This window comes from Halosaccharopolyspora lacisalsi (genome assembly GCF_014137975.1).
GTDB classification, from domain to species: Bacteria; Actinomycetota; Actinomycetes; order Mycobacteriales; family Pseudonocardiaceae; genus Halosaccharopolyspora; species Halosaccharopolyspora lacisalsi.
Genome location: NZ_JACGWZ010000006.1, coordinates 334,683 through 346,854, shown reverse-complemented (window position 1 = coordinate 346,854; position 12,172 = coordinate 334,683). Strand labels below are relative to the sequence as shown.

At 69.4% G+C, this 12,172-nt stretch carries 12 protein-coding genes; 5 read left to right on the top strand and 7 right to left on the bottom strand.

The window, feature by feature from the left end; genetic code table 11:
• Window positions 1-16: 16 nt before the first annotated feature.
• The 3 genes from FHX42_RS20470 (at window position 17) to FHX42_RS20460 (ending at window position 2,690) form a co-directional block, all read left to right on the top strand.
• Window positions 17-1,702 carry a phospho-sugar mutase gene (locus tag FHX42_RS20470; RefSeq protein ID WP_182546036.1) on the top strand — a complete coding sequence of 562 codons (1,686 nt, stop codon included), beginning with the start codon at window positions 17-19 and terminating at the stop codon, window positions 1,700-1,702.
• 29 nt (window positions 1,703-1,731) lie between these two features.
• Window positions 1,732-2,187 (top strand): flavodoxin family protein, encoded by a 456-nt coding sequence (locus FHX42_RS20465; protein WP_182546035.1) that lies wholly within the window; start codon window positions 1,732-1,734, stop codon window positions 2,185-2,187.
• A gap of 164 nt (window positions 2,188-2,351) precedes the next feature.
• The gene (locus tag FHX42_RS20460; RefSeq protein WP_182546034.1) at window positions 2,352-2,690 is read left to right on the top strand and encodes a hypothetical protein; all 339 of its coding nucleotides are present in this window, start codon (window positions 2,352-2,354) and stop codon (window positions 2,688-2,690) included.
• 107 nt (window positions 2,691-2,797) lie between these two features.
• On the opposite strand, the gene FHX42_RS20455 is transcribed toward FHX42_RS20460, so the two are convergent.
• The 6 genes from FHX42_RS20455 to rsmI all read right to left on the bottom strand — a co-directional run bounded on the left by FHX42_RS20455 (window position 2,798) and on the right by rsmI (window position 8,399).
• Window positions 2,798-3,838 carry a glycosyltransferase gene (locus tag FHX42_RS20455; RefSeq protein ID WP_328796500.1) on the bottom strand — a complete coding sequence of 347 codons (1,041 nt, stop codon included), beginning with the start codon at window positions 3,836-3,838 and terminating at the stop codon, window positions 2,798-2,800.
• Window positions 3,839-4,262: 424 nt separating this feature from the next.
• The gene (locus FHX42_RS27520; protein ID WP_328796498.1) at window positions 4,263-4,664 is read right to left on the bottom strand and encodes a glycosyl hydrolase family 18 protein; all 402 of its coding nucleotides are present in this window, start codon (window positions 4,662-4,664) and stop codon (window positions 4,263-4,265) included.
• 23 nt (window positions 4,665-4,687) lie between these two features.
• Window positions 4,688-5,791 (bottom strand): glycoside hydrolase family 18 protein, encoded by a 1,104-nt coding sequence (locus FHX42_RS20450; protein WP_328796496.1) that lies wholly within the window; start codon window positions 5,789-5,791, stop codon window positions 4,688-4,690.
• 146 nt (window positions 5,792-5,937) lie between these two features.
• Window positions 5,938-6,792: a tryptophan 2,3-dioxygenase gene (locus FHX42_RS20445; protein WP_328796494.1), complete on the bottom strand. Its 855-nt coding sequence runs from the start codon at window positions 6,790-6,792 to the stop codon at window positions 5,938-5,940.
• Between the two features lie 46 nt (window positions 6,793-6,838).
• Complete coding sequence (gene upp / locus FHX42_RS20440; protein WP_182546032.1) at window positions 6,839-7,462, bottom strand: uracil phosphoribosyltransferase; 624 nt, start codon at window positions 7,460-7,462, stop codon at window positions 6,839-6,841.
• A 79-nt stretch (window positions 7,463-7,541) separates the two neighbouring features.
• Complete coding sequence (rsmI, locus tag FHX42_RS20435; RefSeq protein ID WP_407926278.1) at window positions 7,542-8,399, bottom strand: 16S rRNA (cytidine(1402)-2'-O)-methyltransferase; 858 nt, start codon at window positions 8,397-8,399, stop codon at window positions 7,542-7,544.
• Between the two features lie 14 nt (window positions 8,400-8,413).
• On the opposite strand from rsmI, the gene FHX42_RS20430 reads away from it, so the two are divergent.
• Window positions 8,414-9,991 carry a dolichyl-phosphate-mannose--protein mannosyltransferase gene (locus tag FHX42_RS20430; RefSeq protein WP_182546030.1) on the top strand — a complete coding sequence of 526 codons (1,578 nt, stop codon included), beginning with the start codon at window positions 8,414-8,416 and terminating at the stop codon, window positions 9,989-9,991.
• Between the two features lie 7 nt (window positions 9,992-9,998).
• Here FHX42_RS20430 and FHX42_RS20425 read toward each other — a convergent pair whose 3' ends face one another.
• Entirely contained in the window at window positions 9,999-10,550 is a 552-nt protein-coding gene (locus FHX42_RS20425; RefSeq protein ID WP_182546029.1) for a TetR/AcrR family transcriptional regulator, read from the bottom strand.
• A 79-nt stretch (window positions 10,551-10,629) separates the two neighbouring features.
• On the opposite strand from FHX42_RS20425, the gene FHX42_RS20420 reads away from it, so the two are divergent.
• Window positions 10,630-12,138 (top strand): MFS transporter, encoded by a 1,509-nt coding sequence (locus FHX42_RS20420; RefSeq protein WP_182546028.1) that lies wholly within the window; start codon window positions 10,630-10,632, stop codon window positions 12,136-12,138.
• Window positions 12,139-12,172: the final 34 nt, after the last annotated feature.

The following is a 12,172-nucleotide window of genomic DNA, read 5'->3' as shown; positions in this document are numbered from 1 at the left end:
TGGCTAGAGTCGCGTCATGTCGAACACGCTCGACCCCCGGGTCCGGGACGCCGCCCACAGGTGGATCGCCGAGGACGTCGATCCCGCGAGCCGAGCCGAGCTCCAGGACGTCCTGGTTTCGGCGACGAGCGGATCCACCTCGGCCGTCGCCGAGCTCGACGACCGCATGTCGGGGACGTTGACGTTCGGCACGGCTGGGCTGCGCGGAGCCGTGCGGGCGGGACCCAACGGGATGAACCGGTCGGTCGTCATCCGGGCGACGGCGGGGCTGGCTTCCTGGCTGACCGGACGAGGTCGCTCGGGAGGCGTGGTCGTCGTCGGGCGCGACGCCCGACACGGTTCGACGGCCTTCGCCGAGGACACGGCGGGCGTGCTCACCGCTGCCGGCTTCGACGTGCGCGTCCTGCCCGAACCACTGCCCACGCCGGTGTTGGCGCACGCGACGCGCGCGCTGAACGCCGTGGCGGGAGTGCAGATCACGGCCTCGCACAATCCTCCCGGGGACAACGGGTACAAGGTCTACCTCCGCGGAGGCGTGCCACTGCTGGCCCCGGCCGATACCGAGATCGAGGCGCTGATCGACAAGGCGCCCGCCGCCGACGCGATCCCTCGTTCGGAGTCCTGGTCGTTCCACCGCTCGGCGCTGGAGGAGTACCTCGACCGCGTCTCGGCGCTGCCCACGAGCGCGGACCGCCGACTTCGCGTGGTGGCGACCGCGCTGCACGGCGTGGGAGCGAAGCCGCTCGAACGAGCGCTGAACCGCGCGGGCTTCGACGACGTGCTTCTGGTGACTTCCCAGGCCGAGCCCGACCCCGACTTCCCCACCGTCGAGTTCCCCAACCCCGAGGAGCCGGGCACCGCCGACGCACTGCTGGAACTGGCCGCGGAGGTCGACGCGAACCTGGCCGTGGCCCTGGACCCCGACGCCGACCGCTGCGCGTTGGGCATGGCCGACGTCGACGGCACCTGGCGGATGCTTCGCGGCGACGAGACCGGCGTCCTGCTCGGCGAGCACGTGCTGTCCACCACGGACCACCAGCGGCACCCGGACCCGCTGGTGGCCACCACGATCGTCTCCTCGACCATGCTCACGGCCGTCGCCGCCGAGCACCGGGTCCACTACGACGAGACCCTCATCGGGTTCAAGTGGCTGGTGCGTGCGGGAGACGGCGCGGGGACCGGCCTCGTCTACGCCTACGAGGAGGCTCTCGGACACTGCGTGGATCCCGACCACGTGCGGGACAAGGACGGTATTTCCGCCGCGGTGCTGGCCTGCGACATGGTGTGCCGGGGCAAGGAGACCGGACGCGATCTCGCCGGGATGCTGGACTCGCTCGAACTCGCCCACGGGGTGCACGAGACCGGTCAGGTATCGGTGCGCGTCATCGATCTGTCGGTGATCGCGGCGGTGATGCGGCGGTTGCGCGCCGAGCCCCCGGAAGAGCTGGCGGGGGTGCGGGTTTCCACCGAGGACCTCCTGCCGGACTCGGACGTCCTGGTGCTGCGAGGCCCCACCCCGCACGGCGACGTCCGCGTGGTCGTCCGTCCGTCCGGTACGGAGCCGAAGCTCAAGTGCTACCTCCAGGTCGTCGACAACGTCGTGGAACAGGGCAGTCGGACCGAGCTCGCGGCCTCCCGCCGACGCGCCCGCGAACTTCTGGAGGACCTGCGCGGTGCCGTGTCCGCGCTCGTCGAGTCGTAGGTCCGAGAGATCCGACTAGAGTGATGCCGATGCCGAGGTTGCTGATCGTCCACCACACGCCGTCGCCGGGAACGCAGGCGATGTTCGAGAAGGTCGTCGAGGGGGCCACCACCGACGAGATCGAGGGTGTCGAGGTCGTGCGCCGGGCGGCGCTGTCTGCCACGTCCACCGACGTGCTGGAGGCCGACGGCTACGTCCTGGGCACACCGGCGAACCTGGGATACATCTCCGGGGCGCTGAAGCACTTCTTCGATCAGATCTACTACCCGTGCCTGGACTCCACGCGGGGACGGCCCTACGGACTGTACGTGCACGGCAACGAGGGCACCGAAGGCGCGGTCAAGGCGGTCGGCACGATCACCACCGGTCTGGGGTGGCGGGCCGTGGCCGAACCCGTGACCGTGCTCGGGCAGACCGATTCGACCGCGCTCGACTCCTGCTGGGAACTGGGCGCCACCGTCGCCGCCACCCTCATGCCGCAGTGATCGGGGAGCCGCTCCGTCCTGCTCCGAGCAGGCGTCGCGCGAAACCCTCGACCGCTTTCCACGCGTAACACTGGTCACACGCGCAGTGGTCCGTCTCGTCACTTTCCGGAGTAGCGGCAGGGAGCAGGCTTGCACGTACGGCCACAGTGGGAGACCCTTCACAGGTGAGTGAGGAAACGATCGAACTCGAACTCAACGACTCCGGCGTCTCCGTGGATCTTCCCCAGCCTCCGAACACCACGGACGCAGTCCAGGACGTTCCCTACCGCCCGGTCGAGTTCCGTGACGACGATCTCCCGGCCGCATTGCAACGCTCCGCGACCTGGTTGAGCCAGACCCAGGAATGGCTGGGTGAACCCGTGGACGTCATCGCCGTCCACCTCGACTACGACGACCGTCGGGGTGCGCCCTATTACAACCTGAAGTTGTTGTGCAACGAGGAGGACCTGGCCGGAGCGCCCGTCGCACTGCGCAAGAAGGCGACCGAGCACACCGGCGGCTGACCCGGGGCGAAAGAACCCACGGTATCGGCAAACCCTCCGGCCCGCCCGCGATCACGCGGGCGGGCCGCCAACTACGACTCGGGATCGCGCACGACCCGGCGGACTCCTCAGTACCCGGTGCGACGGCCCTTCCACTGATTCGTGCGGCGCAGCACCTGCCGGGCACCGTCGAGCAGGATGCCGCCGAACAGGGCGTTGGTCAGCGGCGCCAGCGGCGCCAGGCTCGGCTTGGCCCGCATCACCCGCGCCGTACGGACGTGAGCGGCGCCCTGCGCGACCCAACCCGCCGCCCCGGCGGCGACAAGCACAGGACGGCGTTCACGCAGGCCCAGGGCCACGGCTGCGGGAGCCGCGACCGAGATGGCCATGTGTCCCAGTCCCCCACCGAGCAGCACCGGTAACGAGCCCTCAGTACCGGCCACGAAGCTCTTGCGGAACGAGATCCACCCCTGGCTGAACGGGTCCATGCCACTGGTGGTCACCTGCTCCTGGGCGTTGACGGTGCGGGTGAGCCCGCCGTGGTCGCGCACCGACGTCGCGATGGCGATGTCCTCGTTGCGCTTGCCCGCCAGCGAGCTCCAGCCACCGATCTTGTCGTAATGCGAACGGCGCAGCAGGATGCAGTGACCGATGGCGAACGCCTTGCTGCCGCGCCCGTTGGGATCGGCGTTCTCGCCGATCATCTGCAACCCCGCGGGCATGAGCACCGGCCACGTCGCCGAGTGTTTCGCGGGGGGACCGCCCGGTGCCGACAGCAGGTCGGCGTCGACCTCTTCCGCGGTGGCGAGCAATCGGGTGAGCAGCTCCGGTCCGAGCACGGTGTCGGCGTCGACGAACAGCAGCCACTCCCCCGCCTCCGGCGGACCCGCGGCCTCGACGCCCACGTGCATGGCGTGCACCTTGCCGCTCCAGCCCGCGGGCGGCCCCTCGCTGCGCACCACCTGCACGCGCGAATCCGCCGCGGCGTGGGCGCGCACGATCTCACCCGTGCGGTCAGTCGAGCCGTCGTCGACGACGACGATGCGCAGGGACGGCTCGTCACCGCCCGCGCCACCGTCCGTGCGAGAGCCGTAATCCTGCGCGCGAAGGCCGTGTAAGCAGTCGTCGATCACGGCCGCCTCGTTCCGAGCGGGAACGATCACGGTCACGGTCGGTGGCAGGATAGTGGAGGGGGACGCCTCGCTGAGGCGAAGAACGGCACGCGCTTTCTGGAAAGTGCGCACGCTCCGATACACCGAACCCAGGACTGCGGCACCGATCGTGGCACCGCGAAGACCGTTATGTCGTGAAACCACGGGAACCAGCTTGCCACGAGAGAGCCGAAACGAGCATCCGACCGGGTGCGAACACCGGAGTAACGGCCTTCGTACGGCGAATGATCCGCCTCGTGCAGGCCTCCGTGCCCGTCCGGTCGCCCACGGTGACGAGCGCCGACCCGGGCGCCGGGGTAGGGCGGCCCGGGGCCGACTACCGGGCTGCCACCAGCCCAGGCTCGGCATGTGGTTGTGTTTCCTCCCTCAAAGCGGCTTCGCCGCTTTGAGCCATGTACGCAGGTCGATCCGCCGGGGGTTCTCAGGCGTCGCCTCGCGAGGACAGCTCCATGGGGGCGGTGGCCGGGTTACGGGCGGGCGTAGTACCTACTCGATGTGTCAGATCCCGGAGCCAACATCGCAGTGGCGCGCGGCGCCTCCGTGAGGGGTGGTGGCCGGGCCCGCGGGCGGGCGGCGTCCGAGGTTCCCCGCCCGACTCGTTACGCAGGCCTTCCCGGAAACATTTCTCACCCAGGTTCCGGTCGATGGCGGTCATCAGCTCGCCGTCCGGAGTGTCGCCGTCCAGGGACCACGCCATGGCCCCGCCGAGGCCCGTGCGGTCGACGTAGTCCATCTTGCGGGCGATCTCGACCGGGTCGTCGTAGGTCCAGAAGGTGTTGCCGTCGTAGAGCCAGGCGAAACCGGCCTCGGGATCCCGGTGCACCGTGTAGGTGTTCCGCTCGGATTTCAGCGTCTCGTAGCCCGCGTACCCGGGTACCCGGCTTCGCAGGGCGCCGGTGCGGGCCCGGTCGAGGACTGGAACAGCCCGTCGTTCTCGTCGGGCACCCCGGTCCAACCACGTCCGTAGAAGGGCACGCCCAGCACCATCTCGTTCGCCGGAGCGCCCGCGTCGAGATGGGCGTTGACGGTCTTGTCGATGCTGAACCTCTTCGGTGACGGATCACCGGCGGGACTGCGGAGCGCCGACTGGTGGTTGGTGGTCGGCTCGTAGGCCCCGTGGAGGTCGTAGCCCTGGATGGTGGCGAAGGTGAGCTGGTCGAAGACCTTCTCGACCTCGTATCCCGCCTCGATCTTGGCCGGGTCGGCGGGCAGGAACGCCGTGAGGTCGTAGGGCTCGCCGGCCTCGGCCTCCAGCGCGTCGAGCCGGGTGCGCCACTCCCGCAGCAACGCGGTGCAGTTCTGCTTGTCCGCGGGATCCACGACGTTGCCGGGGCCTCCCTCGGAGCCGGGCCACTCCCAGTCGATGTCGACGCCGTCGAAGATCCCGGCGGCCACGCCCTCGCCACCCTGCGGCGCACCACCGATCCGGGGCAGGTCGCCGCGCAGCCACATGTCGATGCAGGACTTCACGTGCGCCGTGCGGGACTGTGCCGTGGCCGCGGCGGCGTGGAAGTCGTCCGACCACGACCAGCCACCGATGGAGATGTAGACCTTCAGGTGCGGGTACTTCTCCTTGAGCTCGGCGAGCTGGTTGAGATTGCCGGCCATCGGCTGGTCGTAGGAGTCGGCGACTCCGTCGACGGAGCGGGCGGCGGTGAACCGGCGCTGGTAGTCGGCCCACGCGTCAGCTTCGCCGGGAGCGTTGCCCTGGAAGCACTGCCCGGAGGCGTCGAGGTTGGCGAAGGCGTAGTTGATGTGGGTGAGCTCGGCGGCCGACCCCGAGGTGTCGATGTTCTTGACGAAGTAATCGCGGTCGTAGATCGACCACTGGGTGAAGTAACCGACCTTGCGGGCACCGGCCTGGGACGCGGCTTCCGACTGCGTGGTCGAGTCGCTCGCACCCGCCGGTGCGGCCGGCATCGAGACCCCCAGCGCCAGGACGCCGGCCATCAGGTCCGGTAATCGCCAGGGGTGCGGAAACGGTGGATCTGGAACATGGTGTCGCTCCCGTGCCGTCGGGACAGCCGTACAACACCATGTGGTCTGAACCAATTCGGGTCAAGGTTCGGGCCGGTTCGTCACCCGTTCGGCTCTCGTCACCGGCCGATCTCGGTCCGCACCGTCAGGATCTCGGGAAAGAACGTCAGCTCCAGCGCCGCGCGCAGGAAGTCGACCCCGCTGGAACCGCCCGTGCCGCGCTTGTGCCCGATGATGCGCTCCACCGTCTTCATGTGGCGGAACCGCCACAGCTGGAAGCTCTCCTCGACGTCGGCCAGTTCCTCGCAGGCCTCGTACTCGGACCAGTGGTTTCCCGCGTCCTCATAGACGCGCTTGAGCACCGGGACCAGGCCGGAGTGCTCGCGGTACGGCTGCGTCCAGTCCCGTTCGAGCAGGTCGGCGGGCACGTCGTGGCCGTTCCGGGCCAGGTGCCCCAGGAACTCGTCGTACAGGCTCGGCGCCTCCAGCGCCTCGCGCAGCACCCGAACCGCCTCGGCGTCGTGGGCGAACACGTCGAGCATCGCCGCGTTCTTGTTGCCCAGCAGGAACTCCACCAGTCTGTACTGGCCGGACTGGAAACCGGAGGCGTGCCCCAGCTCGTCGCGGAACTTCGCGTACTCGATCGGCGTCAGCGTCTCCAGCACGGCCCACTGCTCGAACATCTGCCGCTGGATGTGCTTGATCCTGGCCAGCGACTTCATCGCCGGAGGCAGGTCGTCGGCGGCGACCAGCCGGATCGCCGCGCGGAGCTCGTGGATCAGCAGCTTGAACCAGAGTTCGGTCGTCTGGTGCTGGATGATGAACAGCATCTCGTCGTGATGCCCCGAGCTCGACACCGGTCGTTGGCAGGACAGCAGCGTGTCCAGCCGCAGATAGCGCTCGTAGGTCAGCTCACCGGCGAGATCGCGGTGCACGTCGGGCTCGATGGGGCGCCGGTTCGAGGTCGGGTTCACGCCCGCCTCCGGCATCCGGTGGTCGCGCAGCACACGCCGCGGGAATCTACCGGGGTCCGTACTCGCGGTCGCCCGCATCGCCGAGGCCGGGCACGATGTAACCCGATTCGTTGAGCCGGTCGTCGAGTCCGGCCGTGATCACCCGCGCCGGCAGACCGGAGCCGTCGAGTCGTTCGACGCCTTCCGGAGCGGCCACGGTGCAGATGACGGTGACGTCGGCCGCGCCGCGCTCGTGCAGCAACCGAATCGTGTGCACCATCGATCCCCCGGTGGCCAGCATCGGATCGAGCACGTACACCGGGACACCGGACAGGTCGTCGGGCAGGGACTCCATGTACGGAGTCGGCTCCAGCGTCTCCTCGTCCCTGGCCATGCCGACGAATCCCATCCTGGCCTCGGGGATCAGCCGGTGTGCCTGATCGGCCATCCCGAGACCGGCCCGCAGCACCGGCACCAGCAGGGGCGGGTTCGCCAGCCGATAACCCGTGGTGCGCGCCACCGGAGTGTGAATCGGCGCCTCGTCCACCTCCGAATCACGAGTGGCCTCGTAGATGAGCATGAGCGTCAGTTCCTGCAAGGCGGCCCGGAAAGCCGCGTTGTCCGTGCGCGCGTCGCGCATCGTGGACAGTCTTGCCTGCGCCAGGGGGTGGTCGATGACCCGGACATCCATGGTTACCCACGGTATCGGTATCACGGTTCCCACCACGTGCGGGAATGCCGTGACGTGGCCGCGCACACGCAGCAGCGGATCAGCGACGTGCCTCCAACACGGCGTCGTAGAGCTCCTTCTTGCGAACGCCGCCGATCTCGGCCACCTCAGCGACGGCGTCCTTGAGCCGCACACCGTCGGCGGCTCGCTCCTCCACGCGGCCCACCAGATCGGCGGGATCGCTCGAAGCCACGGGGACCGCCCCCGCCAACACCACGGTGACCTCGCCGCGCACGCCTTCGGCGGCCCACTCCGCGAGCACGTCCAGCCGGTCGCGCCGCACCTGCTCGTAGGTCTTGGTCAACTCCCGGCACACGGCCGCCCGCCGTTCGGCACCGAGCACCTCGGCCGCGTCGGCGAGGGTGTCGGCGAGCCGGTGCGGCGCCTCGAAGAACACGCAGGTGCGCTGCTCGCCCACGAGCCCGCCGAACCAGCGCCGCCGCTCCCCCTGCTTCCGCGGCGGGAAGCCCTCGAAGCAGAACCGGTCGCACGGCAGCCCGGAGATCGCGAGCGCGGTGGTCACCGCAGAGGGCCCGGGGAGGCACGTCACCGGCACGCCCGCGTCCGAGCACGCCGACACGAGCCGGTAGCCGGGGTCGGACACGCTGGGCATTCCCGCGTCGGTGACCAACAACACCGTGCGGCCCTCGTGCAGCGCGTCGAGGAGCACGGGCGTGCGCGTCTGCTCCACCGCGTCGTAGTAACTGAGCACCCGACCGCCGAGAGTGATCCCGAGCGCACTGGCCAGCGAGCGCACCCGCCGCGTGTCCTCGGCGGCCACGACCGCGGCGGATTTCAGGGCCTCGACCAAGCGGGGCGAAGCGTCCCCCACGTGACCGAGCGGGGTGGCGGCCAGCACGAGCGTGCCCGATCCGGATTCGGCATTCACGTGTTCCACCCTACGATTTGGGTGTGAGTGTCCTCGTACCGAACTCCGGTGGCCGCGACGCCGAAAACCCGCCGGTCGACGTCGGCGAAACTCCTCCGGCACGGCCGCCGGGCGGGGGAGACCGCGCACGGCTGCTGAACCCGCTGATGCCCGCGGACACTCTCCGTAGCTGGGTGATCACGCTCGTCATCACCGCGATCGCGGGCCTGGTGCGCTTCTGGAGACTGGGGTGGGCCACCGACGAGGGCACCCCGATCTTCGACGAGAAGCATTACGTGCCGCAGGCGTGGCAGATGTTGCGCAACGGCGGCTTCGAGGACAACCCGGGTTACGAGCTGGTCGCCCATCCACCGGTGGGCAAGTACCTGATCGCGAGTGGGGAGTGGCTGTTCGGCTACAACCCGTGGGGCTGGCGGGTGGCCACCGCGCTGGCGGGCACCGCGATGGTGCTGCTGATCGTGCGCACCGCACGCCGACTGACCCGCTCCACCCTGCTGGGGGCCCTGGCGGGAGTGCTGCTGATCTGCGACGGTCTCAGCCACGTGCAGTCCAGGGTGGGGATGCTCGACATCTTCCACGCGATGTTCGTCCTCGCGGCCTTCTCCCTGCTGCTGGTCGACCGGGACCAGGTCCGCGAACGGTTGATACGGGTGGTCACCGAGGGCCGTGTCGGCGAGACGGTCTGGGGGCCTCGGCTCGGGTTCCGCTGGTGGCGCTTCGCCGCGGGCGTCTCGCTCGGACTGGCCTGCGGGACCAAGTGGAGCGGTATCTACTACGTCGCCGCGTTCGGTCTGCTCAGCGTCGTCTGGGACGCGCTGGCGCGGCGCAATGCGGGAGTGCGGCGTCCGTGGGGCGGAGCGCTGCTGCGCGACACCGTTCCGGCGCTGGGATCGCTGCTGGCCCTGCCACTGCTGATCTACGTGATGACCTGGGCGAACTGGTTCGCCAGCCTCACCGCCACGGACCGGCACGCAGTGGCCACGGCCGACGACATCGGTTTCGCGTTCCTGCCGGACATGCTCCGTTCGTGGCTGTACTACCACCTCAACGTCCTGGAGTTCCACACGCACCTGGTCACGGGCAACGACCCGCACCCGTGGGAGTCCAAGCCGTGGGCGTGGCCGATGGGCATGCGGCCGATGCTCTACTACTACGAGTCGGGGACGCCGGGCTGCGGCCGCGCCAGCTGCGTCCAGGCCATCATGCTGTTGGGCACCCCCGCGCTGTGGTGGGTCTCGCTGCCGGTCGCGGGATGGGCCGTGTGGCGCGCGACCAGCCGGATGGACTGGCGCTACGCCGCCGTCCTGGTCGGCTACTGCGCGGGTTTCCTGCCGTGGTTCGTCAACCTCGAGCGGCAGATGTACTACTTCTACGCCACTCCCCTGGCACCCTTCCTCGTCCTGGGAATCGTGCTCGTGCTCGGCGAGATCCTCGGATCGGCCAAGGCCGGCAAGGAACGGCGCAAGACCGGGTTGCTGGTCGTGGCGCTCTACGTCGGCCTCGTCGTGGCCAACTTCAGCTGGCTCTGGCCGATCCTCGACGGTCTCCCCGTCACCGAGGCTCGCTGGCAGGCCGAGCTCTGGTTGCCCTCCTGGCGTTGAGGCTCCTTCAGGGGTCCCCGCGCACCTGGGACACCTTCGTGAGCAGGCGGTCGAAGATCTCGCGGAGCACGTGTGGCTCCGGCTGGGGCAGCCCGGCCAGGGCGCTGAGGTAGAGACCGTCGCCGACGAGCCGGACGGTCTCCGCGAGCACGGGATCACCGATGTAGTCGGTCAACAACTCCGACCAACGACCGAACACGCGGGCCAGCACCCGGGCACCGTCGTCGGTGAGCCCCTCGGCGGTGCGCAGCGCGGCGATCACCGACCAGTACAGCGCCATCTCCTCGTCGGAACCGGGCAACGAGGTCTCCAGGAAGTAGCGGGCGACGTCGACGCCCTCCTGCTCCGCCTGGGCGAACTCGGCCTCGGCGTCCTCGCTCAACCGCACCGTGAGCCCCTGCAGCAGCGCCTGTTTGGACCGGAAGTGGTAAAGCAGGCCGCCCTTGGAGACCCCGGCCTCGGCGGCCACCGACTCCAGGGTCACAGCTGCCGTCCCGTGCCTGAGCAGGATGCGTTGCAGCGCATCCAGGATGCGGTCGCGCGTGCGTGTGGTTGCCACGGTTGAACCCTATCTTCCGCAGGGTTACTATACCGTCCGGACGGCTCACTAAACCGTCCGGACGGTTGATATGACGACGATGACACGCACCACCCCGGTGCCCTCGACGACGAACAAGCAGTGGTTCGCCCTGGCGACCCTGCTCCTGCCGGTCCTGCTGGTATCCGTGGACAACACGGTGCTGGGGTTCGCCGTACCGGAACTCAGCCGGGAGCTGCGCCCCACCGGCAGTCAGCTGCTCTGGATCATCGACATCTACTCGTTGATGCTCGCCGGACTGCTGGTCACCGTGGGCACGCTCGGTGACCGCATCGGGCGAAGACGCCTGCTGCTGATCGGAGCGGCCGGATTCGGCGCCGCCTCGATCCTGGCAGCGTTCTCCTCCAGCGCGGGCATGCTCATCGCGGCACGCGCCCTGCAGGGGGTCGCGGGCGCGACGCTGATGCCCTCGACCCTGTCGCTGATCCGCAACATCTTCCCCGACTCGCGCACGCGAACCACCGCCATCGCGGCGTGGACGGCGACCTTCGCCGGTGGCGCCGCGTTCGGCCCCGTCCTCGGCGGGTGGTTGCTCGGCCACTTCTGGTGGGGCTCGGTCTTCCTGATCAACGCACCGGTCGCGGTCCTGCTGCTGATCGTCGGCCCGATGCTGATTCCGGAGTCCCGCGATCCGGCGCCGGGACGCTACGACGTGCCGAGCGCGGCGCTGTCCCTGCTCGCCCTGCTGAGCCTGGTCTTCGGCATCAAACAACTCGCCGAGCACGGGGGGTCGGCCACGGCCACCGCCGCGATGATCGTCGCGGTGTGCACCACCGTGCTCTTCGTCCGCCGCCAGCACCGCATTCCCGCGCCGATGCTGGACATGCAACTGTTCGCCAACTCCCGGTTCGGCGTCGCCGTGGTCAGCAACCTGCTCGCGGTGTTCGTGATGGTCGGCGGCCTGTTCTTCATCACCCAGTACCTGCAACTCGTGCTGAACCTGAACCCGCTGGAAGCCGGGCTGGTGCTGCTTCCGGGGCTGGTGCTGTCCATCCCGGCCTCGCTGGTGACCGTGCGACTGCTGCGCCGGATTCGACTCGCGGAACTGGTCGGCGCGAGCATGCTGTGCAGCACGCTGGGCTACCTGGTGATGACGCTGCTACCGGTCGACGGCGGTATCGGCCTGGTCGTGATCGCCTTCGTCCTGACCGGGACCGGAGCCGGGATCGCCGAGACCGCCACCAACGACGTGATCATGAGTGCGGTGCCCGCGAGCAAGGCCGGTGGCGCCTCGGCCATCTCCGAGACCGGTTACGAGCTCGGCGCCGCGATGGGCACGGCGATTCTGGGCAGCTTCCTGAACCTGATCTACCGCAGCGGGTTCGGCTCGGCACCCGCCGACGTCACCGAGTCCGCGCAGGAGACCGCCCACGACACCCTCGGCGGCGCGATGGCCGTGGCAGCCGACCTTCCTCCCGCGCAGGCGAGCGCGCTCCGCGAGGCGGCCGTGCACGCCTTCACGCACGGTGTCCACCTGACGAGCCTGCTCGGTGCGGCGATCATGTCCTACGCCGCTCTGCAGGCGTGGTGGGTGCTGCGCCGCACCTGATCCCCTCAAGGATTACCCGGTTTCGCGCGAAACC